The sequence below is a fragment of the Salinispora pacifica DSM 45544 genome, from assembly GCF_000378845.1.
Classification (GTDB): Bacteria; Actinomycetota; Actinomycetes; order Mycobacteriales; family Micromonosporaceae; genus Micromonospora; species Micromonospora pacifica.
Genome location: NZ_KB905359.1, coordinates 5189696 through 5212034 on the forward strand (window position 1 = coordinate 5189696; position 22339 = coordinate 5212034).

A 22339-nucleotide genomic window follows, 5' to 3' on the forward strand; every position below is an offset into this window, starting at 1 on the left:
CCGTCACCCACCACCCGGCTTCACGAAGGACGAGTAATGACCGAGCGCTTTGTCGTCGCCATCGATCAGGGAACCACGTCCACCCGATGCATCGTCTTCGACCGCCGTGGCAATCTCGTCTCAGTTGCCCAGCGGGAACACCGGCAGCACTTTCCCCGGCCGGGCTGGGTAGAGCACGACGCTATGGAGATCTGGCGCAACGTCGGCAAGGTCGTTCCCCGCGCCCTCAACCAGGCCGGCCTCAGCATCGACCAGATCGCCGCGATCGGGATCGCCAACCAGCGCGAAACCACGGTCGTCTGGGACCGGCGCACCGGTGTCCCGGTGGCTCCCGCGCTCATCTGGCAGGACACCCGCACCGACCTGGTGGTGGAAGCCCTTTCCCGCGCCAGCGGCGCCGAGCACATCCAGGAGCTGTGCGGGCTGCCGCTGACCACGTACTTCTCCGGCCCGAAGCTGCGCTGGCTGCTCGACCACATCCCCGGCCTCGCCGAACGCGCCGAACGCGGCGAGGTGCTCTTCGGGACCATGGAAAGCTGGCTGATCTGGAACCTCACCGGCGGCCCGGACGGTGGCCTGCACCTGACCGACGTCACCAACGCCAGCCGTACCATGTTGATGGATCTGCGCACTCTCGACTGGCATCCCAGACTGCTGAGCTTCTTCGGCGTGCCGGCGGCCATGCTGCCGCAGATCCGCTCCTCGTCGGAGGTGTACGGCACCGCCACAGCCGTCCTGCCCGGCGTCCGGATCGCGGCGGCCCTCGGTGACCAGCAGGCCGCCCTGTTCGGTCAGACCTGCTTCGACCCAGGCGAGGCCAAGTGCACCTATGGCACCGGCAGCTTCCTGCTGCTGAACACCGGTACCGAGCCGGTGCCTTCGCGGCACGGCCTGCTCACCACCGTCGGCTACCGGATCGGCGACGAGCCCGCCCTGTACGCCCTGGAGGGGTCCATCGCGATCACAGGATCCCTGGTGCAGTGGTTCCGCGACCGGCTGGAGTTGATCAGCACCGCACCGGAAATCGAGACCCTCGCCCGAACGGTCGACGACAACGGCGGCTGCTACATTGTGCCCGCCTTCTCCGGGCTTTTCGCCCCACACTGGCGCAGCGAGGCGCGCGGCACGATCGTCGGACTCACCTCATACATCACCAAGGGGCACCTGGCCCGGGCCGTGCTGGAGGCGACCGGGTGGCAGACCCGTGAGGTGGTCGACGCCATGAACGCCGACTCCGGGCTGGAGCTGACCGCCTTGCGGGTGGACGGCGGGATGACCGCGAACAATTTGCTGATGCAGTTCGTCGCGGACGTACTTGCAGTGCCGGTGGTGCGCCCGATGGCGGCCGAGACGGTCTCCCTCGGGGCCGCATACGCAGCCGGGCTTGCGGTCGAGTACTGGCCAGACCTGGAGGGCCTGCGCAGCAACTGGCATCCGGCTGCCCGATGGGTGCCGGAGATGGATGCCGCAGTCCGGACACGGGAACGGGAAAACTGGCGACGGGCGGTGGAGCGCACCTTCGATTGGATCCGGCCCGAGGAGGACCCTGCTCGCCGCTGACCGACGTCGGGGTGGCGGGCGTTGGCGTTGCGCCAGCGCAGGTAGGCCTGCAGTTTCCGGGTCAGCGCGGGGTGGTTCGGGTGGTTGGAGCCGGCGATGACGAAGGTGCGCAGCGGCCCGAACTGGGCTTCGATCGGGTTGGCCCAGGAGGCGTAGGTCGGGGTGAAGCACAGCTCGACCTTGTTGCGGGCCGTCCACGTGCGGATCTTGTGGCCTTTGTGCGCGGACAGGTTGTCCAGGATGACATAGATCGGCGCCCCGTCCGGACGTGCTGCTCGGATCGACTTGAGCGCGGCGAGGGTGTTCGCGGCGCTCTTGCGGCGTCGGACCACGCCCCAAAGCTGGTCGTCGCCGACGGAGTAGCAGCCGTGGAACTGCCGGACGCCGTGCAGCTTGTGGTAGTTCGCCGGCAGCCGGCGCGGGTGGCCCGCGGGCCCCCACCCGGCGCCGGGCTGGGGGCGGATCACGAGGGGTCCGAACTCGTCGAAGGCGAACACCCGTTGTGGGAGGTGGGTGCTGACGTACTCGATCCGGGCGAGTTTGGCATCGCGCTGCGGGTCGGTGGACTCCTTCCACGTCTTGGTCCGCTGGAAGGTGATCCGGTGCCGGTGCAGGATCTGCCGCAGCCGTTCCCGCCCGATCCGGACCCGTCGAGTCGAGTGAACGCGCAGGTGGTCGGCGAGCTTGCGGATGCTCCACCGGGTGAACGGCCGCCCCAGCTTCTCGGGGCGGGTGTTGGCCGTCTCGACGATGAACTGCTCTTCGTCAGGACTGATCTGGCGGGGACGGCCACCCGCCCACTGAGGGTCCAGGCTGGCCATCCCCATCTCGTTGAACCGGTGGATGACCTGCCGGATCGTGTCCTCGTCAGCTTGGACCAGGCGAGCGATGGCCGGCACTGTGTTCCCACCGGCCGAGGCGAGCACGACCATCGCCCGCCGCAGGCGGATCGGGGAACCGGTTCCCCGGCGAGTGATTCTGAGCAGCTGCTGACCTTCCTGATCACTGAGCCGCCGCACGCGTACAAGATCTGCCACCGCCACAGCCTGACCGCCGCAACGCCGCCCGGCCGACAGGCCGGACGGCGTGTCAACCCAACACCGTGAACGTTCGTGGTCACGGCACTAGCCGGCCTGCCCGCAGACCAGCGCGACGCGGAGTGGACGCAGGAGTACCGCGACGCGCTACTCGCCGCCAGCTGACCGTCCGGAGTCAAGCGCGGATACGTCGCGGACAGCACCCATCCTGACAAGTAGCTCGGTGTCACCGCAGGATCATCCTGGGTGGTGACACGCCGCCTCGACCCGATCGAGGGGAGCACGCGCATGATCCGGCTACTCCGCCGCCGGCCCGCACGGCTGGACGCGGTCGGCCCCGCCACGCTGTATTCGGCGCGGGCCGGCGCCTACCGCCCGCTGTGGGACCAGCCGACGGTGATCCTTGACCCGCGGCTGTTGGTGGCACGACCTGCCCGGCAGCGGACCTGTCAGCGGTGATGGCCACCCCTGTCCGACCCAACCCGATCGGCCTGTCGGCGGTGCAACTGCGCAACCGAATGATCGTGTCCGCCCGGCGGATCATCGTCGAACACTGGCTCCGGGTGGACCGGTGTCCGGTCTGTGGATGTGGGTGGCCGTGTCCGCCCACCGTCTACGCCTACGACTACCTGACCTCGGTGGGGCAGGGCAGTTGGACGCCACCCGGGCACGTTCTGGGTCGGCGGTGAGCCCGGGTGCCACCACCCTCGTTCGCCCGACAGGAGGAAGTGCCAGCTCCCCGGCGCCGTCGTCCACCACCGTGGCGGCGCCGGGCTGCCGGGCGTCGCGATCAGGAAACCTCCCGCCGCAGGGTCCGCAGCATGCCGGCGACCAAGGGCACGGCCACCCAGACCAGTACCGTGACCGCCAGCCGGCCCCACTGCCCGGCGGTCATCTCATTGTCGTTGAGAAGGGGATCCATGGTGATCTTGGGGTGGAGCCAGGTGGCTGGACCCTGCAGCGCCGAGATCGTCTTGGCGAGGATATCCCAGACCATCGGCAGCAGCAGATAGCCGAAGATCGCCAGCGGGGTGTTGAGCAGCAGCAGGCCAAACGCGGCCCCCATCAGTCCCCAGACCAGCTGGAGCACGGCCGCGTGCGGTACCAGCACCCACTCGCCGTCCCAGCTTCCCGCGCCACCGGTGGCCTTGGCGGCGAGGGTGCCGACGGTGGCCACGGCCAGGCTCACCAGCACCGACGTGAGTGCTGCCAGCACCACCGCCGCGAGCTTGGCCAGCACCACCCGTTCCCGATGTGGCACCAGGGCGTACGTGGTCAGCGCGGTGCGCTGGGTCCACTCCGAGTTGATCGACAGGATGCCGACCGCCGGCAGCAGTAGGCCCACCAGAGGCAGCGTCGGGGTGAGGAAGCGGGTGAAGGTCTGCTCCGCGTCGTCCAGTCTGAACAGCTGCACCACAGCGACGGCGACCGCGATCAGCCCGATGGTGGCCAGCAGCCAGCGGCCGGCTCGGGTGTCGGCGAGCTTGCGTAGCTCGATCGAGGTCAGTCGGGCTATGGACGGCCTGACGGCCGCGACGCGGGGGCCCGACTCGGTGGTGGGTTCGGCGGTCATGGTCACTTGACAGCCTCCTTCGTGGTTGCGCCCGCAGTGAGGGTGAGGAAGAGCTGTTCGAGGCCGCCGCCGGCGGCGGGCCGCAGTTCGGTGAGGACCAGCCCGGCGTCGGCGGCGGCCTGGCCCACGACGCCCGGCTCGGCACGCACGACGAAACCGCCATTGGTGTCGGCGGTGGCGTCCAGTGCGGCCCGCTGCAGTGTGAGCCGCAGGGCATGCGAGTCCCGCGCCCGAACCAAGGTGCCCGTATCGGCGAGCAACTCGTCCCTGCCGCCCTGGGCGACAATCCGGCCGCCGCCGATCACCGCCAGCCGGTCGGCGACCGCCTCCACCTCGCGCAGCAGGTGCGACGACAGCAGCACGGTGCCGCCTTGGTCGGCGAAGTCGCGCAGCAGGCCGCGCATCCAGAAGATGCCCTCCGGGTCCAGGCCGTTGGCCGGCTCGTCGAGGATCAGCACCCGGGGGTCACCCAGCAGCGCCAGCGCGAGGCCGAGCCGCTGCCGCATCCCCAGCGAGTACGCCCCGACCCGCCGCCTGGCGGCGACCGCGTTCAAGCCGACCCGGTCCAGCACCGTGGCGACCCGGCGGCGGTCTACGCCCATCGTCGTGGCAGCCAGGGCCAGCGTCTCCCGCCCGGTGCGCCCCGAGTGCTGGGCCGAGGCGTCGAGTAGCACTCCGATCTCCTGCCCCGGATTGGGTAGCTGCCGGTACGGCCGGCCGGCGATCGTTGCGGCGCCGTCGGTCGGCGGGGTCAACCCGCAGATCATCCGCATGGTGGTGGACTTGCCGGCAGCGTTCGGCCCGAGGAAGCCGGTGACGGTGCCCGGCTCGCAGTGGAACGAGACGTTATCGACGACCGTGTGCGGGCCGTACCGCTTGGTGAGGTTTTCGACCGTAATCATGGCGTCGAGGCTGCCGGAACCACCCGGCGGCGCGCTGCGGTCGACCGACTGTCGTCGGGTAGACCTTGGACCATGGCCGGCGTCGACTTTAGTAGCTGTCGGGCCTCCCCGACTGGTGCCTACGATTGACCGGTGACCAGCGCCGCTGCACCCGAACACCCCTGGCTCCTTCCGGGCACGCTGAGGGTACCCACGGCCCGTGCCCGGCGGACACTGCGGGACTGGTTCGTCGACAGCATCTGCTTCCTGGCCGCCCTCGGCTGGGCGGGGATGGCGCCGCGCGATTCGCCGCTGAACGTCGGCCCGAGCTGGCTCAACGAGGTCGATCTTCTGGCCAGCCTGATGCTCTGTGGTGCTCTCTGGGTCCGTCGGCGCTGGCCGGTGGGGTTGGCGTTGGCCAGCCTGCCGCTGACGCTGTTCTCGGTCGGTGGCGGCGTGGCGTTGCTGATCATTCTGTTCACGGTGACCGTGCACCGGCCGTTCCCGGTCGCCGCCGGCATGTTCGGTGTACACCTGCTCGCCACGCCGATCCATCTGCGGCTGCGCCCCGAACCGGTGATGTCGCTGTGGTTGATCGTGGGGTGGACCCTATTGTTCCTCGGGGCCGTGCTGGCTTGGGGCATGTTCGTCCGGGCACGCCGGCAACTGGTGGTGTCGCTGCGGGAGCGGGCGCATCGGGCCGAGGCTGAGCAGCAGCTGCGAGTGACGCGGGCCCGACAGTTGGAACGTACCCGCATCGCCCGGGAGATGCATGACGTGTTGGCGCACCGCATCTCGTTGCTCAGCCTGCACGCCGGAGCACTGGAATTCCGCCCGGATGCCTCGCCTCAAGAGGTGTCCAGGGCGTCCGGGGTAATCCGGGACAGCGCACACGCAGCCCTGCGGGACCTGCGGGAGGTGATCGGGGTGCTCCGGGCGGAGACCGGGGTGGCGGAGGGCGCCGAACCGGAACGGCCTCAGCCCACCCTCGTCGACGTGCCGACGCTGATCGGCGAGTCCCGAGCCGCCGGTGTCCGGGTGAATCTCGTCGAGGAAGTCGCCGACCGGGCGGAGGTGCCGCCCGCGGTGGGGCGCAGCGCGTACCGGATCGTGCAGGAGGGGCTGACCAACGCCCGCAAGCACGCCCCGGCCGCGGTGGTCGACGTGCGGCTCGCCGGGCGACGGGGCGACGGGCTCACCGTCGAGATCCGCAATCCCTGGCCGGTCGGCGCGGCGGGGCAGGGCGTGGCAATCCCCGTGGCCGGCTCCGGTGACGGCATCCCCGGTACCGGGACTGGGCTTATCGGTGTGGCCGAGCGGGTCGGCCTAGCCGGCGGGCGGCTGGAGCACGGACGGGACGCGGCCGGGCACTTCCGGCTCGCCGCGTGGCTGCCGTGGCCGGCCTGACCAGTCCGTCCGGCGAGCCGGGCCCGGTGGGGTCGAACGGCTTGCCAGCGGGCGGTGGGGCACCGGCCGGTCCCCTTCGGGTGTTGATCGTCGATGACGATCCGCTGGTTCGGGCCGCGCTGTTGATGATTATCGACAGTGTGACGGATCTTTTGGTGGTGGGAGAGGCCACCGACGGCACCGAGGTGCCCGCCGCCGTGGCCGCGTACGCGCCGGACGTCGTGTTGATGGACATCCGGATGCCGCGGCTTGACGGGTTGGCGGCTACGGAAAAGTTGCGGTCTACGCCCAACGCACCTGAAGTGTTGGTGCTGACGACGTTCGATGCTGACGAGCAGGTACTGCGGGCGTTGCGGGCTGGGGCGGCTGGCTTTCTGCTCAAGGACACTGCACCGACTGAGATCGTGCATGCCGTCCGGCGGGTGGCACTGGGTGAGACCATGTTGTCTCCGACGGTTACCCGCCAACTGGTCGCGCACGTCACCGGGGCCGTCGGCGTCGACCCGCGCCGCCAGCGGGCACAGCGGCAACTCGCCACGTTGAGCGAGCGGGAGCGGGAGGTCGCGATCGCGCTCGGCCAGGGCCGCAGTAACGCCGAGATCGCGGGGGAGCTGTTCATGAGTGTGGCGACGGTCAAGGCGTACGTGTCGCGGCTGCTGGCGAAACTGGACCTCAACAACCGGGTCCAGGTGGCGCTCCTGGTCCACGACGCCGGTCTGGTCTGAGCACCGGGATGAACGTTCCGGGGATTTTGAGCGGTCCTGACGCTGTCAGTGGGCGTCGGCGCCAGCAGATGACGGCGCAGGTTAGGAGCTCTCAACAGACATTCAAGATCGTATTAAGTGTTCTCAGTAGCGAGCCGTAAGAATTAATGTACTGACAGTAGTAAATCTGATGGTTGTGGCCTGCCTCTCCGGGTGGACGGGGCACATTTATCGCGTCGTTACAGGTGAGGCACCCCTGCCATTCTGGGAGAATGGCTTGTGGTGTGGTATATCATCGCCAGTTCATGCGGCGCGGACAAGAATATTGGACATCGTGCATCGAAGCGGCTATGGTGATCCCTGATAGTCAGGTCGATCGATCGACTGAACGGATCGACAACCCTGCTCCATGAACAAGGGGAAGGGGGATCTCGATGCGTCGATAAATGTTGCGCGCCTACGCCCGATACCGATCGCCCGCGTATCAGTAATAGTCGACGATCAGTTGTTCCGAGGAGGGCACGGTTTGAAAATATCCAGAGCTCGAATGTTCGCTGCGTTGTCAATAAGCACAGTCGCCTCGGTGCTGATAGCGGCAGCCCCTGCACAGGCCGCAACGGTCACCAGTCTGGAATCACTAATCAAGGACCAAGCATACTACGTCTACTGGGGCGGTCTCCATAATATCCACACCTTCCCAATCTCCCAGACGGAGAAGATCGCAGTTCCGGTAGGCACGCCCACGATCGTCCAGGGTGAACGGTACTACCTGGGTTGCGCGGTACTGACCAACAACACGTCCATTGACCAGACGTTGAAGAGTAACTCGTTCAGCAGGACAAGAACCAACATCGTGTCGACCACCGTCACCACCGGTGTGTCCACCACCTTCGAGGTTTCGGGAACCTTCGATTTCTCGAAGGTCGTGAACTTCGGAACGAAAAAATCGACCACGATCTCCTATCAAGAATCGACCACCCAGACCACGAGGCTCGACGACAGGCACACCGCACCGTCGCAGAGCGTCCTTGTGCCCGCCGGAACAACCCGGTACGTCGTCGCGTCGCTGACGCCAGCCACCTACACCGGCAACCTGGCCCTCAACACCAGCTTCCAGGGGAACTTCTGGGCAACGGAAATGATGATGGGAGGCCCCCGCAGCTATGACCTCTACGACTTCCTGACCGAAGCGAAGAGCAAGGGCACCACCCTTCCCTCCGGCTTCTCACTCAACACCGCCAAGAAAACCCTGGACTTCCAGGGAGCCGGGACCTACACGCTGGAGGTCGGCGTGAACTTCTCGGTCGAGCTGTCAGAAACGTTGCCGTCCCACATGGCGAAGGGGTCATGCGTATGACGCCACGCAGTCACGGAGCCCCACAACAGAGGGATCACGAATCCCGATCGTGACAGCTCTCCCCGCGCCAGACCCGGAGAGCAGATCCTCCCGTGGAAGTCGTTCGAGGTTCGAATCGCCCAGGGCGGAGGTCCTGAGCGTGGTCCGGGCCAACCCCTCACCGGGGGCCCCGGGCCTTCCCGTAACCCCTGTACCGTGCCGGAACGCGTCGCATGTGCACCGTGCTGGGACTGCGTAGTTTTCCGTGTTTGACCTGGGTGTGGTCCGTTGGACAGGACGTTGATTCTGTCCAGGAAGGACCACGTCATGGCAGACAAGGAGAACGCGGTTCAGCATCCGGAGCCGACGGCGGCGGAGGTGGAGTTCGCGCAGCAGCTGGTCGAGCGGGCCAAGGCCGACGGAGTCTCGTTGGTCACCCCCGGGTGGGCTCCTCGCTGGGGTCACCCGCACGGTCCTTGAATCAGCGCTCGACGCCGAACTGGATGCCCACCTCGACGAGGTCGGCGTCGACGAGGCGACCGGCCGGCGGAGCAACGTTCGCAATGGGCATGTGGCGAAGACGGTGCGGACCGAGGTCGGGCCGGTACGGATCCAGGTCCCTCGGGATCGGGCGGGTTCGTTCGCCCCGCGGATCGTGCCGAAGCACGTCCGCAGGTTGGACGGGTTCAACGAGGCGATCCTGTCGCTGTATGCCAAAGGGTTGACCACCGGGGAGATTGCCGCGCATCTGGCGGATCGACGCACTCGTGATGAAGATTCGCCAGGGGCAGGTCGCGAACCGGCCTGTCTACGTCGTGGTCGGGATCAGCCTCGACGGGGAACGCGACGTGCTGGGCATGTGGGCCGGCACCGGCGGCGAGGGCGCCAAGGCTGTGGGCCGGCTACCTTACCGAACTGCGCAACCGGGGCGTCGCCGACGTGTTCATGGTCTGCTCCGACGGCCTCAAGGGCATGACCGACGCCATCGAGCAGGTCTGGCCGCAGGCGGTGCACCAGCAGTGCGTCGTCCATCTCGTCCGGGCGTCACTGCGATACACGAATCGGAAGGACTGGCAGAAGATCACCCCCGCGTTGCGGGAGATCTACACCGCCCCCACCGTCACGGCCGCGGAGGCCCGGTTCGAGGAGTTCGCCGCCGAGTTCGGCGACCAGTACCCGGCCGTGATCTGGCTCTGGCGAACATCATGGCCACAGTTCGTGCCGTTCTTGGACTACGACCACGAGGTCCGCAAGGTCCTCTACACCACCAACATCATCGAGTCCCTCAACGCCCGGTTCCGGCAGGCCGCCCGGCGGCGGGGGCACTTCCCGACCGAGCAGGCCGCGATGAAGGTCCTCTACCTCGTCGTCCAGCAGAAGCGCAAGAGTGGGAGCATCACCGGCCGGGTCTACGGTTGGGCGAAGGCCCTCAACGCCCTGATCCTCGCCTACGGCGACCGGATCACCATCTAACAACATCGATCACACCCAACGGCCAAACACGGAAAACGCCACACTCCCGCTACTGGCCGAAGCAGCCGAGGCCGGTCGAGACCGGCGTGGCCTCGGCATCGAGCTGGCCCAACACCTCGGCATCCCACAACGCACCGCCCAACGGCTACTCGCCGCGGCAGGTAGAGAGATGGGCCGGTAGCCGGTAGCCAATCTAGTCAGGGAGCGCCCTGCTATCCCTGGGATGCTGGCTCTCGGCCTGGGCGGCTAGTTTGGTGGGGCGAGCGACCAGTCTGCGTCTCCGTCCTTGACCGTCGCGTCGTTGAATGTTGACGAGTTGGGCGATGGCCATTTCCCAGCAGGGAAGGAGCTGTTGTCCACGGCCTCGCCGTGCAGGCTAACCATTACTTGGACCTGCGAAGCAAGGAAGGCCGACAGCGTAGAGATAGCCGTCCAGACGATCGCAGTGTTTACCCCGGCTTCCTCCAGGATCAGCGCGGCACCAACCGGAGAGAAGACACCGGAACCAAAAGCGGTGATCGCGGCGATGGTTGCTGTTATGAGCTTGGCGACCACAACGGCAAGCGTGGTGTAGAACAGTGCGCCAGCACCGGCGCATAGTAGAAGGTGGTTCGATGTGCTCGACGCGAGCGAGCTGATGTGTGAGGCTGCATCTGAATGACTCGCGGCGCTGTTGACGTAGGCGTCTCTGGCCTTGCCTGACCAGTCGGAGTTGTCAACGACCAGGTGCTGTGAGGACAGGGCGCTGCCGATTCCCGAGGCGGAACCGCGAACGTCCATCCATTCCCAGGCGTCCATGAACATGAAGATTGGTGCGGTGGCGCCTTTTAGGAGGTCGACAAGGAAGTCGAAGATTTCTCTGCCAACCTTGAAGGACTCGCGACCAAGCCACAAAATTTCTTCGGCCAAAAAATCTGGAACGAACCAGCGGTTAGCGGCGGCAATGGCGGCTGGCTCGACCTGGTTAAGCCGCATGCTCAGGTCGTCCAAGCCTGCGCTGATGTCCGCCAACAATCCCTCAAATTGGGCTTTACTGAAGTCCACGACGAACCTTAATTTAGTAGATGTTTCGGATTTTGTGCTCGTTACTGCGATCTTCCTCGTCGTAGGTATCGGCGACCTGGCGTAGGGTGTTCGCGACCTCAGTCATGGCGGTTTGCCCTTCGATGCAGCGCTGACTGACGTGTCGGACAACGTCGTTGTAGGGGGAGACGATCAGCTGAAATAGACCAGCCTCAACCCGACCAAGCTCCATGTCTGCAACCTTGGCGGCGGTCGCTCCGATCGCCGCACTCTGCCGGTCCCACTCGCCTGCCTCGATCCGCAGCGCGTCCGTTGCTACAGTTACCTGTTGACGATTGGTGGGTGGCATTTCAGCGCTCCTTCGGCGAGCTGGTTAAATTTTGAAACCCCGCCAACGTGGCGAGCGCTTGTTGCGCAAGTTCATCGAGGTTCTGCGTCGTCGACTTACGGCGCGCGGCACATTCCTCGATGCCAGCACGCGCCTGTCTCAGCGCCTCCGACAATGCTGTATTAATGCCCGCTGAGCCCTCTCGTGCCGCCCACTGTGGGTTAATCGTGCACGCTTGCAAGCCAGTAGGAGTAAGCGTGATCGAGACGGCCCGGTCCCTATCCCAGCCCGTCAACGTTGGTGATGCTTCGGCGGCCTGGTCCCGCGTTACCTTTAGCGCTGAGAGCACTTCCTCCGTCAGGCTCAACGGGTCACGTGGGTCACCGATCGGTTGAGTCTGCACCATCGCAGCTTCACCGCCCCGACCTGGCGCCTCCGATGCGGCCTTCCCTCGGCGATTCAGGGAAGTGAGGGAGCGCATGGTGTGGGTGTTGAGGGATTCGGACCATGCCCGAGAAGCCTCGGCAACCGCTTGCTGAAAGGCAAGCAGCACGGATGGTGCTATCTCGTCAGCTGTCAGATGGCGTTGCCAACCAGCACCTACCTCGATACGTGATGGCAGGCTGTCCGCCGCGACGGCTACGACAACGAAGCCGGTCGGGTCAGTGCCTCGCGCGCCGTTCGGGTGTGGCTGAGACTGTATTGCACTGATCGCATCCTGAAGCTCCAGCGCCCGGCTCTGGATCTCGCGAAGTCGGGCAAGTGGGTCCTTTTTCATGCTGATCTCATCACCCTAAGGTTGATGGCTGAGCCGCCGCTACGCGCCGTACCAGTGCCCATCCGATGACGCCCGTCGCGAGCGCAGAGTGCCCTAGCAAAACCGCCAATCCCATCCATGTTCCGTGTGTTAGGTACCCGAGCGTCAGCGTCGCCAGGAGCCCAGAGGTGAGCCAGAGCAGGGCAGCCGCGATCCGGCTAGGCCAGAGCGAAGGCCGTTTCCAGGCAAGCGCTACACCGACCAGCGCCAGCGCTAACGAAAGTAGGGCCACCGCCTGCGAACCGGCCGAGCCGAAGGCTGCATCTGAGGCTACGTCCGGTGAGGAAATCACGAGGGCGACGACGGGAAGCTCAAAAACTGGAACCGCGGCCCAGAGAATGAGAAAAGTCCTATCAGGACGCTTCTTCCGTGAAGATGGGCCCTGCTGCAAACTTCCCCCCGTCATTTTTACCTTCGAAGATTGGCGGCCACACCAAACAGTCGCCGCCCGCAGCGAGCTAGCATGCCGCATGATCTGTGCACCCCGCAACCCCTGGCGGGAGGTTTAGTAGCGGACGAACCCATCACACCAGCGCGAAGTGGGCGCACACGCCGGTGGCCAGCGATGGGCTTGCCATTTTCGTTCGGCATAAGAGATCCATCAGCGTCGTTTCGGCCTCTGGCCTGGCCGGAATGACGTCATACCGGCACCTTCAGGTGTCCGTTGCGGGTCGTCTCTTCACGGCGTAGCGCGTTGAGTAGCTCGGACACGCGGTTGTTGCGGATGGCGTGGCCGTCGCGGCGGAGGTGGTGAGCGAGGGCGTCTCGGCTGACGGTACGTCCTTGGCGGACCAGGTCGTCGCGGGCCGCGCGGGCGGCGGGTAGCAGCGGGGCGAGGTCTGGGGCGAGGTCACCATCGTCCGTGTCGGCTTCCTGTCCGTCGTCCACGTCGTCGTCTGGGCCGTAGTCCCCGCCGTCGTGGTCGTGGTCGTGGTCGTGGTCGTGTGAGTCCAGCTCGGGTACGGGTTGGGCTTCGGGATACGGGGTGGCCGCATCGAAGTCAGGCGCGGGGGCAGGTTGGTGTGGCTGTTCGGGCTCTGACGCCTCGGCCGGATCGGGCCTGTTGGTGTCGCCGTCGGTCGGGGTTGGTGTGGGTGCGGTGATGGCGGGTGCTAGTCGGTCAGCCCAGGCGCAGTAGTTGACGCGGGCGGATAGTTCGGCGGCTAGCCGGTCCAGGTCCAGTGTCCGGACTGCGATGTCAGCCATGCGGGGGTCGTGTTGGTCGGCGCGCACGACTTCAGCGACGGCTCGGGCGACTGCCGGGCGGCGTTTCTCGGCGTTGATGGCCTGTTCGGCGGCGCGCAGAGACTCAAACAGGGCGAGGGGGCGCCATTGGCCGGTGGTGGCGTCGCGGTGGCCTTCGCGGGCCAGCTCTGCTGCGTGGGCGGTGAGGTTCGGGTGGCGTATCCGCCGCCATAGGCCGTAGTCGGGGGCGGTGTCGGCGAGTTTGCCGGCCGCGCGGAGGGCGTCTCGGCTGCGGGCGGCGGCGTGCAGCATCCACAGGGCGTATGCGGAGCTGGACAGGACACCGAACACGGCGGCCCAGTACAGGTCTGGCCAGTGCCCGGCTACCTGGATACCGACCGCGACGGCGGCGACCATGGCCGAGAACGCACGTAGGCCGTAGGCGCGTTCTCCGAGGCGCATCCGTTCGTCGGCCATCGCGGCGAGGGCCATCGCCAAGAGTTCCAGGCACAGCGCGAACGGCAGCACCAGGAGTACCCGGACCGGGACCGGCACGGCGGGCGACCAGGGCAGGTGTTCGAGGGCGACCCAGGTCTGACCGATCACGGCGCCGGTGACGGCCACGGCATAGAACGGGTATGCCCACCGCGCTGACCAGCCTGCGCTGCCGTCGCTCGGCGGTCGGCTGCGGCCCGGGTAGTCGGCGGTGTCGTGGTTGGCCTGGATGTGAGTGTCCGGGTTGTCGGTCATCTGCGGTCCCCGGCGGCGGTGGTGGGCTGGAGTTGGCGTGCGGCGACGCGGCGGGTGGCCTCGGATGGTTCGGCGTCACCCAACTCGGCGAGGCGTTGCTCGAGGCGGCGTAGGGTGCGCCGCACGGCGTCGGGTCGTCCGGCGCGGCCATGGATGCGCATGATCCGCTGGTACAGCTCCTCGTTGACCGGGTCGAACTCCAGCGCACGCTCCAGGGCGGCTACCGCCTGGTCCGGGTGATCGGTTTCGGCGATTTCAGCGATGCGGGCGAGCGCGGACAGGATCTGGTGCCGGTAGGTCGTGGCGTGGTCGCCGATCCAGGGATGGTCGCCGCCGTCGGCGAAGTCACCCCTATACCACTCGGCTGCCTTCCGCAGCGCGGCGAGCGCGGCGGTGTCGTCTTTGGCCTGGTTGGCGCGCTCGATGGTGGTGAGCATCTGCCACAGGTCCACGGCGATGAGTTCGGGGTCGAGGTGGTAGCGGCTGGCCGCTGGGTCGTAGACGACGAACATGGCCTCCGTGCCGGTGGCGGCGCGTAGCACTCGCCGGATGGTGCTGATGTCGGTGCGGATGCGTTTGCCGGCGGTGCTCGGGTCGGTGTCGGGGTGCAGGTCGGCGGAGAGCTGGTCGAGGGTTCGCCCGTTCGGGTGCACGGCCAGAGATGCGAGGACGGTGTAGGAGCCGCTGCGCATCCCGGTGGCTACCGGCCCGGTGTCTACGTCGATGAGGACTGGGCCGAGGACCCGCAGCCGCACCGGGGCCGCCGCCCTACTTGGCTGGGCGGGGATCAGCGGGGCCACCTCGGTGGTGGCCGCCTGGTCGACCGCGTAGTTCGGGGCGGGGTCGAAGTCGAGGTCGATGTCATGGCCGGGTTCCGGACGCGCGGCGGCGTCGGTGAGCATGGCGAGAACGGCGGCGAGATCGCCAGCGGGGAGGGTGGACAGTCGGGAAACCGGGTGTGGTTCGTCGCTGGTGATGGTGCCCTCGGCGCTGATGTCGAGGGTGGGAATGCCGTCGTGGTGTCCGAGGATGACGGGGTGTAGGTCCAGGGTGGTGTGGTGGGTGGCGATGGCGTGGAGGCGGGGCGCGTGCCGGGGGTTGGAGTCGATGAGTAGTACGTATGGGGGTTGGGTCTCGGCGTGGTCGGTGTAGGTGTTGAGGTCGAGAATCGTTTCGGCGTTGAAGGTGTCCAGTAGTCGGCGCCGGCCGATCATTTCTTCTTCGGCGTGGGTGATGGCCGCTGCGGTGTCGGCGAGCACGATGAGGCGTTCTCCGTCGTAGGCGATGTTGTCGGGGTCGAGTCCGACGGTCAGGGCGTTTTCGGGTAGGAGCCGGGCGATTAGGTCGGCGGTGGTGACCACGATGGGGCGGGCGGTGGCTTTCTCGGCCGCGGTGGTGGTTAGGACGGAGGCGAGGATGGCGCGGGCCGTTGGTATCGCGCCGTCGCCGTGCAAGGCGATTCCGGGACCGGGCAGGTGGAACAGGCCTATCTCGGGAGTGTGGATCTAACGGTGTTTCCGGCCTGACCTGCCAGGCGTTGTGCCTGGTGAGGAGGGTGCCGTGGCCGCGACACTGAACGATCAGACCGGACGTAAGAAACGGCCCGAGTCGACCGCGGAGGCGAAAGCCGCCGTCGAGTTGCTCCGAGCCGCCAAGGAACAAGGGCTGTCGTTGACGGGCCCGGACGGGCTGCTTAAGCAGCTGACCAAGACGGTCCTGGAGACCGCGCTGAACGAGGAGATGACCGAGCACCTCGGCTACGAAAAGCACGACCAGGCCGGTGTCGGGTCGGGCAACATCCGCAACGGCAGCCGGTCGAAGACGGTCGTGACCGACGGCAACGGCCCGGTGCAGATCGATGTGCCGCGGGACCGGGCGGGCACGTTCGAGCCGCAGATCGTCGGTAAGCGGCAGCGGCGCCTGTCGGGGGTCGACGAGGTCGTGTTGTCGCTGTATGCCAAAGGCCTCACGACCGGGGAGATCAGCGCGCACTTCGCCGAGATCTACGGGGCTTCGGTGTCGAAGGAGACGATCTCCCGGATCACCGACAAGGTGCTCGAGGAGATGGCGGATTGGTCGCACCGGCCCCTGGACGAAATTTACGCCGCGGTGTTCATCGACGCCATCGTGGTCAAGGTCTGGGCTCTGTCGCCGATCTTGTGATGTGGACACTGCCGGCGCCCATGCGTTGGTTTCGGTGATCATGTCCGGCGTGTGCGCTTGTGGAGCAACTACTGCCGCATCTCTCGCTTCTATCTATCGAGACGGTTGAGCCGCGTGGCGGCGTCGTGGTGCTGTCCGCGCGGGTCCGGGCGGAGACCGCGCGGTGTGGTCGGTGTCAGCAGCGGTCAGCCAGGGTTCATGGCCGGTATGCGCGCCGGTTGCGTGATGTCGCGGTCGCCAGGACGGGGTTGCTGCTTGAGGTGCGGGTCCGGCGGTTTCGTTGTGACAACGCCACCTGCCCGGCGCGGACGTTCGTTGAGCAGATCGAGGGGTTGACCAGTCCACATGCGCGATTGACGTCGCGGCTGCGGGGCGTGTTGACGCAGATTGGTTTGGCGTTGGCTGGCCGGGCCGGTTCCCGGTTGGCGTCGGTGATCGGGGTAGCTGCCGGTCGCGACACGTTGTTGCGGCTGGTCAAGGCGTTGCCTGAACCGCCGAAGACGCCGATCACCGTCCTCGGCGTCGACGACTTCGCGTTCCGCCGGGGCCGTCATTACGGCACTGTGCTGATCGACATGGACAGCCACCGCCCGGTCGGCATGTTCGACGGACGCGACGGTGACAGCCTCGCCGAGTGGCTGCGGCAGCACCCCCGAGATCGAGGTGACTGCCGGGACCGGGCCGGCGGCTATGGCGAAGGCGCCCGCTGCGCAGCCCCGCAGGCGGTTCAGGTCGCGGACCGGTTCCATCTCTGGCAGAACCTGGGCCAAGCGGTCCCCGCCAGAGGACGACACCATGCCCGCCGAGGTGCAGCCGCTACCCGAGAAGAAGATCGTGACCCGCCTTCGTGAACACCACACCGCCGTTCACCAGCTGGCTGCCCAGGGACTGAACAAGTCGGCGATCGGCCGCAAGCTTGGTCTGCACCAGGCCACGGTCCGCAAATACTTGAACGCCGCCAGTGTCGCCGAGTTGACCGCTGTCACCGAGCAACGCTTCGCAGGTATCGCGTAGCAGCGGCGAGTCGTGCCGGTTGGCCGCAGCGCCGGTGATCCCGAGTGGGATGCCGTAGCCGTCGACACCGGTCGAGCGCTTCATGTCGCCCTTGCCGCGGCATCTGGGGACACGTCCGAGCCCGAGACCGACCCGAATCCGGACTACCAGATCCCCCAGGGAGTCCAGTCATGGCATCTCAGTCGCAATGCTCCACCTGCGGAGCCCGCGTCGGTGTAGCCCAGGTAGTTCCTGCCCACCGCGTCAGGCGATGGGCAGCCGGGGCGCCTGCCCGGTTCAGGACAGCCCACCAAGGCGGCCCCGTTCTCCCCGATCGGGAGGGCGGGGCTTTGTTTCTATTCGGGCTGGTGTGGTGGTCGGCGTCGGCGTGCGGCGTTGATTAGGATGACGCCGGCCAGGATGGACAGGGCGGCAGCACCGATGCCGGCGGTCATGTTGGAGCCGGTGATGGGTAGGTCGGGCTCGTCGGGTGGTGGGTTGATGGTGACGCCGATCGGTGTGGATTGGCTGTTGGGGCAGGTGTTGGTGCTGGTGTAGCCGGCGGTGAGAGTGTGGGTGCCGACGAGCAGTGTCGTGACGTGGGTTGCGGTGCCGGTGGTGGTCAGGGGGACGGTGGCGAGGTGGGTGGTGTTGGTGTGGAAGGTGATGGTTCCGGTGGGGGTGTCGACGTTGCAGGTGACGGTGGCGGTGAGGGTGATGTCCTGATTCGCTGTCGGGGTGGCTGGGGCGACCTGCAGGGTGGTGGTGGATGTTGGTGGTGCGACTAGGGCCATGCTGTGGTCGTCGCCGTTGTCGATGGCGGTGACCGTGCTGCCTGCGGGCAGGTCGACGTCCACAGGTGTGCTTCTGTCGGTGTTGGTGCCATCGCCCAACTGGCCCTGGCTGTTCCTGCCCCAGGCGAGGATGGTGCCGGTGGAGGTCAAGGCCAGACTGTGATCGCCGTCGTGGGCAGTGATGGCAGTGATCGTGGTGCCTGGGGGTAGGTCGACGTCGACGGGTGTGGTGCTGTCGGTGTTGGTGCCGTCGCCTAGCTGGCCGGCGGAGTTCTGACCCCAGGCGAGGACGGTGCCGGTGGAGGTCAACGCCAGGCTGTGGCGGCCGCCGCCGGCGATGGCGGTGATCGTGGTGCCTGGGGGTAGGTCGACGTCGACGGGTGTGGTGCTGTCGGTGTTGGTCCCGTCGCCCAACTGGCCCTGGCTGTTCCTGCCCCAGGCGAGGACGGTGCCGGTGGAGGTCAACGCCAAGCTATGGCCACGGCCGCCGGCGATGGCGGTGATCGTCGTTCCTGCGGGTAGGTTCACGGGAACGGGCTTGTTCTTTGCAAGGGTGGTTCCATCTCCCAGCTCACCAAAGAAGTTGAGTCCCCAGGCGAGGACGGTGCCGGTGGCGGTCAACGCCAGAGCATGGAAGGTGCCCGTGGCGATGGCGGTCGCTGTGGTTCCGGCCGGCAGCTTGACGTCCACGGGAGTGGTGCTGTCGGTGTTGGTGCCGTCACCCAGGTCGCCGGAGCCGTTCTCGCCCCAGGCGAGGACGGTGCCGGCGGAGGTTAAGGCGAAACTGTTGCCGTCGGTGCCGGCGATGGCGGTGACCGTGGTGCCTGCGGGCAGGTCGACGTCGACAGGGAGACTGCTGTCAGTAGTGGTCCCGTCCCCTAGCTGACCGAAGACATTTTCACCCCAGGTAAGGACGGTGTCCGACGCGACGTCGGATGGTGATGGCGCGTGCTGCGCGGCCGCGGGCCACACGGCGACTGCCTGCGTGACCACCGCGGCCAACACCACAAAGAACCAGCCGGTGATGGCCCGGCTCACCCGGCCCGCGCCACGTCCTGCCGATCGGCAGAGTCTCTCCATCGTTCCTACCTCCAAGCAGGCAAGCACCGTCAATAGGGCAGGCGTAAGTGTCAACCACCTATCCCACGTAGATATGGAGAAACGCCCTGAAGTTGACATCCAGCTGACGCCGCCGGTCGACACCCGATACGGAAACGGCGGCCGAGGCGGGCCGTTCAGCAGTCCCCGTGGCAGACGACCTCGCGCACGACGCTGCTCAGCTCAGGACGTGCTGGAGGTTGAGGTAGCGTGCTGTCTTGGTGTCGGCAGTGACCAGATCTGCTGGTGTGCCGGTGGCGACCACTCGGCCACCGGCAGGGCCGGCTCCCGGGCCCAGGTCGATGATCCAATCCGCGCGTGCAGCGAGGTGGAGGTCGTGCTCCGCCACAACCACGGTGTTGCCGGCGTCGATGAGGACGTCGAGGGCTTCGACGAGGCGCTGGACGTCGGCGGGGTGCAGGCCCGTCACCGGCTCGTCCAGGACGACCAGGCCGCGTTTGCGGCCCCGGTTGCCTCGTTGGATCGTGGTAGCTAGTTTGAGGCGCTGTGCTTCGCCGCCGGAGAGGTCGGTCGCGCTCTGGCCGAGGGTGACGTAGCCGAGGCCCACCTGGCGCAGGGCGTGGAGTGTGGCGACCAGGGAGTCGGGGTCGGTGAAGAACTCCGCGGCTTCGTCGACGGTCAGGTCGAGTACCGCGTCGATGGAGAGGCCTTGGTACTCGACGTCCAGGACCTGCTGGGTGAAGCGGCGGCCCGCGCAGGTGGTGCAGGTGACCCAGACGTCTGGCAGGAAGTGCATGTCGACGAGTTTGCGGCCGTGGCCGGAGCAGTCCACGCAGCGGCCACCGGCGGTGTTGAAGGAGAACGTGGAAGCATTCAGCTCGGCTCTGCGGGCGTGGTCTGTGGAGGCGAACAGGGTGCGGATCGCGTCGAAGGCCTTGCTGTAGGTCGCGGGGTTCGACCTCGGGGTGCGGCCGATGGGGTCCTGGTCGACGACGGCCACCCAGGCGACGGGTGCTGTGTCGTCGGCTTCGACGGCGGAGGCGAACGCGTGCAGCAGGCTGCTCTTGCCGCTGCCGCTCGGGCCTGTCAGGCAGGTGAGTCTGCCCTGGGGCACCCGTACTTCCGCGACGTCGACGTTCTGGTTGCTGATGTCGCGGACGGTGAGCCAACGGGCTGGATCGGCGTCTCGGGTCTTGCGTTCGACGCGTTGTTTGCGGCCGGAGAGGTAGGCCGCGGTCGGTGAGGTCTCGTGGTGGGCCGCTTCGGCTGGTGGTGCGGAGATGAGGAGGTGACCACCGTCGCGGCCGGCTCCCGGTCCGATGTCGACGACCCAGTCGCAGGCCTTGACGATCTCCGGGTCGTGTTCGACGAGCAGCACGCTATTGCCGTTGTTCCGCAGCGCCTTCAGCATGTCGAGGACATCTGCCTTGTCTGCGGGGTGCAGGCCGGAGGTGGGTTCGTCCAGGACGAACGTGATGCCTTCAAGCGGAGTGCTGAGCTGGGCTGCGAGGCGTGCGCGTTGCAGCTCGCCGCCGGAGAGGGTCGAGGCCTCGCGGCTCAGTTGCAGGTGGGACAGGCCGGTGCGGTGCAGGACGGTCAGGCGGGCGCCCAGTTCGCGCAGCAGCGAGAGGCCGACCGCGCGATCCTGGTCGCCGAGTTCGGCTTCGGCCTGGTGCACCCAGTAGATGAGGTCTGTGCCGGTGAGTGTGATCAGTTCCGGATAGGTGCGACCGCCGACGGTGACGGTGCGGGCCGCCTCGCCGAACCCACTGCCAGCGCATTCCTGGCAGGGCGTCATGCGCATGTACCGCTGGTAGCGCTGCTTGCTCGTCTCGCTGCCCGCGTTGGCGAACACGCGCTCCACCTCGGCGAGGGCGCCGCGCATCGGCTGGCTGCTGCTGTAGGTCCACTCGGTGCCGGTGGCCCGGCTCGGTATGGTGACGCTGGCGTCGATGACCTGCTCACCGGTGCCGTGCAGGACCGCGTGCTGGAAAGTCGCTGGCAGGTCGCGCCAAGGCACGGACAGATCGACGCGGTGCAACTCGGCGAGGGCGGGAATGAACGAGTGCTCGCCGGAGCGCCACTTCGCGAACCAATGCGAACCCCCTGAGAACAGGGGAAGTTCAGGATTGTTGATGATCAGCTCCGCGTCGGCGCGCACGGTACCGCCCGCTCCGTGGCACACCGGGCAGGCTCCCTCGGGGCTGAACCTGTCGAAGCTGGTCGTCGCGAGCTCGGCGCCGGTGCGGAGCGCGGGCAGGCGTGAGTAGACCAGGCCCAGGTACGCGTCCATGCCGGTGACGGTGGCCATGGTGGAACGAGGATTGTTGTTGAGTCGGCGCTGGTCCACCGCGAGCGTCGCGCCGAGGCCGGTGATGCGGTCGACCTCGGGGCGGTCGCGCTGGCCGAGGTAGCGCCGCACGAACGGCGAGATGCCCTCGAGGTAGCGCAGTTGTGCCTCGGCGTGCACTGTGTCGACCGCCAGCGAGGTCTTCCCGCTGCCGCTGACGCCGGTGAACGCCACCAGCTTTCCGCGCGGGATTCGTACGCTAATGTCGCGCAGGTTGTGGGTCCGGGCACCGGTTACTTCGATCCAGCCGTGGTCGTCGTGACGCCGTACGTCGTTCGCTCCGGTCACTTCGCTACCAAGAAAGGGTTGAGCAGGAACGCGACATCGCGCCGCACCCACTCCGAGAGCTCGCCGTCACCGAGGATCGCCCACATGATCAGCGCGCCGTTGTACGTCGTCTGCACCGCCCTGGCAAGACCATCCACATCGCACTCGACGAGCTCACCCTGCTCAACGGCCCGCTCCAGCAATGACGCGATGCCCGTGCGCATCGACTGGGCGAACCTCACGGCGTGGTAGTGCAGTGCGTCGTCGCTGAGGTCGAGATGCAGGAACGCCACGTGGTTGGCCATCTCCGCGGGGCTGTCCACGTCGCTGCTGAGCGCCGCGATGAATGCGTAGAGGGCTTCGAGCGGCGACTCGTACTTGGCGACGATCTCGGTGAAGAACTCGTCGACCTTGGACGCCTCGTACTCGTTGATCGCGACCAGCAGGTCGTGCTTGGACCCGAACCGCTTGACCAGCGTGGCTGCCGAGATTCCGAGGTCGGATGCCACGTCGTTGAGCGTGACGCGGAGCGGGCCGATGCGGGCCAGCGTGCGGGACGCGCTGACGAAGATCTGCTCGTTGGTGACGGACATCGGTCGCGGGCTCATGGCACGGATAATACCCGATAAGTGAATTGGC

The 22339-nt window shown here is 67.0% G+C and carries 17 protein-coding genes and 5 pseudogenes; 11 read left to right on the plus strand and 11 right to left on the minus strand.

Annotated elements, in window-relative coordinates; genetic code table 11:
- Nucleotides 1-36: 36 nt before the first annotated feature.
- Nucleotides 37-1560, plus strand: coding sequence for a glycerol kinase GlpK (gene glpK, locus SALPAC3_RS0123715; protein ID WP_018223659.1), 1524 nt, complete (start codon nt 37-39; stop codon nt 1558-1560).
- On the opposite strand, the pseudogene SALPAC3_RS27600 reads toward glpK, so the two are convergent.
- Nucleotides 1467-2597: pseudogene (locus SALPAC3_RS27600) on the minus strand (IS630 family transposase); the annotation flags it as partial. The gene glpK and the pseudogene SALPAC3_RS27600 sit on opposite strands and share 94 nt — an antisense overlap.
- A gap of 246 nt (nt 2598-2843) precedes the next feature.
- Between SALPAC3_RS27600 and SALPAC3_RS28105 the strand changes: the two are divergent.
- Nucleotides 2844-3056 (plus strand): hypothetical protein, encoded by a 213-nt coding sequence (locus tag SALPAC3_RS28105; RefSeq protein ID WP_157632340.1) that lies wholly within the window; start codon nt 2844-2846, stop codon nt 3054-3056.
- Nucleotides 3056-3286 carry a hypothetical protein gene (locus SALPAC3_RS0123735; protein WP_012181798.1) on the plus strand — a complete coding sequence of 77 codons (231 nt, stop codon included), beginning with the start codon at nt 3056-3058 and terminating at the stop codon, nt 3284-3286. Before SALPAC3_RS28105 ends, SALPAC3_RS0123735 begins: the two co-directional genes overlap by 1 nt.
- 101 nt (nt 3287-3387) lie before the next feature.
- Here SALPAC3_RS0123735 and SALPAC3_RS0123740 read toward each other — a convergent pair whose 3' ends face one another.
- The gene (locus tag SALPAC3_RS0123740; protein ID WP_018223662.1) at nt 3388-4176 is read right to left on the minus strand and encodes an ABC transporter permease subunit; all 789 of its coding nucleotides are present in this window, start codon (nt 4174-4176) and stop codon (nt 3388-3390) included.
- Nucleotides 4173-5072 carry an ABC transporter ATP-binding protein gene (locus tag SALPAC3_RS0123745; protein ID WP_018223663.1) on the minus strand — a complete coding sequence of 300 codons (900 nt, stop codon included), beginning with the start codon at nt 5070-5072 and terminating at the stop codon, nt 4173-4175. The genes SALPAC3_RS0123740 and SALPAC3_RS0123745 overlap by 4 nt, the downstream gene beginning before the upstream one ends.
- A 132-nt stretch (nt 5073-5204) precedes the next feature.
- On the opposite strand from SALPAC3_RS0123745, the gene SALPAC3_RS0123750 reads away from it, so the two are divergent.
- From SALPAC3_RS0123750 to SALPAC3_RS29455, 5 genes and pseudogenes are all read left to right on the plus strand, one after another.
- The gene (locus SALPAC3_RS0123750; protein WP_018223664.1) at nt 5205-6458 is read left to right on the plus strand and encodes a sensor histidine kinase; all 1254 of its coding nucleotides are present in this window, start codon (nt 5205-5207) and stop codon (nt 6456-6458) included.
- A complete protein-coding gene (locus tag SALPAC3_RS0123755; protein WP_018223665.1) occupies nt 6437-7183 on the plus strand; it encodes a response regulator in 747 nt (248 codons plus the stop codon). The genes SALPAC3_RS0123750 and SALPAC3_RS0123755 overlap by 22 nt, the downstream gene beginning before the upstream one ends.
- Nucleotides 7184-7688: 505 nt before the next feature.
- Nucleotides 7689-8519, plus strand: coding sequence for an ETX/MTX2 family pore-forming toxin (locus SALPAC3_RS0123765; RefSeq protein ID WP_198290373.1), 831 nt, complete (start codon nt 7689-7691; stop codon nt 8517-8519).
- A gap of 306 nt (nt 8520-8825) precedes the next feature.
- Nucleotides 8826-9971 (plus strand): annotated as a pseudogene (locus SALPAC3_RS29450) (IS256 family transposase).
- Nucleotides 9943-10152: pseudogene (locus tag SALPAC3_RS29455) on the plus strand (hypothetical protein); the annotation flags it as partial. The pseudogenes SALPAC3_RS29450 and SALPAC3_RS29455, both read left to right, overlap by 29 nt.
- Nucleotides 10153-10217: 65 nt before the next feature.
- On the opposite strand, the gene SALPAC3_RS0123790 reads toward SALPAC3_RS29455, so the two are convergent.
- The 5 genes and pseudogenes from SALPAC3_RS0123790 to SALPAC3_RS26225 form a co-directional block, all read right to left on the minus strand.
- Complete coding sequence (locus SALPAC3_RS0123790; RefSeq protein ID WP_018223671.1) at nt 10218-11015, minus strand: hypothetical protein; 798 nt, start codon at nt 11013-11015, stop codon at nt 10218-10220.
- Nucleotides 11016-11028: 13 nt separating this feature from the next.
- On the minus strand, nt 11029-11343 hold the full coding sequence (locus SALPAC3_RS0123795; RefSeq protein ID WP_018223672.1) for a type VII secretion target: 315 nt from the start codon (nt 11341-11343) through the stop codon (nt 11029-11031).
- Between the two features lies 1 nt (nt 11344).
- Nucleotides 11345-12100: a hypothetical protein gene (locus tag SALPAC3_RS27610; protein ID WP_080635229.1), complete on the minus strand. Its 756-nt coding sequence runs from the start codon at nt 12098-12100 to the stop codon at nt 11345-11347.
- Nucleotides 12101-12778: 678 nt separating this feature from the next.
- Entirely contained in the window at nt 12779-14074 is a 1296-nt protein-coding gene (locus tag SALPAC3_RS0123800) for a hypothetical protein (RefSeq protein ID WP_018223673.1), read from the minus strand.
- Nucleotides 14071-15567 (minus strand): annotated as a pseudogene (locus tag SALPAC3_RS26225) (AfsR/SARP family transcriptional regulator); the annotation flags it as partial. The pseudogene SALPAC3_RS26225 and the gene SALPAC3_RS0123800, both read right to left, overlap by 4 nt.
- Before the next feature lie 67 nt (nt 15568-15634).
- On the opposite strand from SALPAC3_RS26225, the pseudogene SALPAC3_RS26230 reads away from it, so the two are divergent.
- The 3 genes and pseudogenes from SALPAC3_RS26230 to SALPAC3_RS28960 all read left to right on the plus strand — a co-directional run.
- A pseudogene (locus SALPAC3_RS26230) lies at nt 15635-16213 on the plus strand (IS256 family transposase); the annotation flags it as partial.
- A gap of 152 nt (nt 16214-16365) precedes the next feature.
- Nucleotides 16366-17088, plus strand: coding sequence for an ISL3 family transposase (locus tag SALPAC3_RS26235; protein ID WP_232430578.1), 723 nt, complete (start codon nt 16366-16368; stop codon nt 17086-17088).
- On the plus strand, nt 17072-17251 hold the full coding sequence (locus SALPAC3_RS28960) for a helix-turn-helix domain-containing protein (RefSeq protein ID WP_232430541.1): 180 nt from the start codon (nt 17072-17074) through the stop codon (nt 17249-17251). The genes SALPAC3_RS26235 and SALPAC3_RS28960 overlap by 17 nt, the downstream gene beginning before the upstream one ends.
- A gap of 335 nt (nt 17252-17586) precedes the next feature.
- Here the strand turns inward: SALPAC3_RS28960 and SALPAC3_RS0123825 are convergent, their stop codons facing one another.
- The 3 genes from SALPAC3_RS0123825 to SALPAC3_RS0123835 all read right to left on the minus strand — a co-directional run bounded on the left by SALPAC3_RS0123825 (nt 17587) and on the right by SALPAC3_RS0123835 (nt 22293).
- Nucleotides 17587-19104, minus strand: a complete 1518-nt coding sequence (locus SALPAC3_RS0123825) for an RCC1 domain-containing protein (RefSeq protein WP_026185854.1) — start codon at nt 19102-19104, stop codon at nt 17587-17589.
- Nucleotides 19105-19300: 196 nt separating this feature from the next.
- On the minus strand, nt 19301-21721 hold the full coding sequence (locus SALPAC3_RS0123830) for an AAA family ATPase (protein ID WP_018223677.1): 2421 nt from the start codon (nt 21719-21721) through the stop codon (nt 19301-19303).
- Nucleotides 21718-22293 carry a TetR/AcrR family transcriptional regulator gene (locus tag SALPAC3_RS0123835; RefSeq protein ID WP_018223678.1) on the minus strand — a complete coding sequence of 192 codons (576 nt, stop codon included), beginning with the start codon at nt 22291-22293 and terminating at the stop codon, nt 21718-21720. The genes SALPAC3_RS0123830 and SALPAC3_RS0123835 overlap by 4 nt, the downstream gene beginning before the upstream one ends.
- Nucleotides 22294-22339 lie beyond the last annotated feature (46 nt).

Coding starts and splice junctions, on each gene's coding strand:
- glpK (WP_018223659.1), top strand. CDS start 37: ATGACCGAGCGCTTTGTCGTCGCCATCGATCAGGGAACCACGTCCACC.
- SALPAC3_RS0123735 (WP_012181798.1), top strand. CDS start 3,056: ATGGCCACCCCTGTCCGACCCAACCCGATCGGCCTGTCGGCGGTGCAA.
- SALPAC3_RS0123745 (WP_018223663.1), bottom strand. CDS start 5,072: ATGATTACGGTCGAAAACCTCACCAAGCGGTACGGCCCGCACACGGTC.
- SALPAC3_RS0123795 (WP_018223672.1), bottom strand. CDS start 11,343: ATGCCACCCACCAATCGTCAACAGGTAACTGTAGCAACGGACGCGCTG.
- SALPAC3_RS27610 (WP_080635229.1), bottom strand. CDS start 12,100: ATGAAAAAGGACCCACTTGCCCGACTTCGCGAGATCCAGAGCCGGGCG.
- SALPAC3_RS0123800 (WP_018223673.1), bottom strand. CDS start 14,074: ATGACCGACAACCCGGACACTCACATCCAGGCCAACCACGACACCGCC.
- SALPAC3_RS0123825 (WP_026185854.1), bottom strand. CDS start 19,104: ATGGAGAGACTCTGCCGATCGGCAGGACGTGGCGCGGGCCGGGTGAGC.
- SALPAC3_RS0123835 (WP_018223678.1), bottom strand. CDS start 22,293: ATGTCCGTCACCAACGAGCAGATCTTCGTCAGCGCGTCCCGCACGCTG.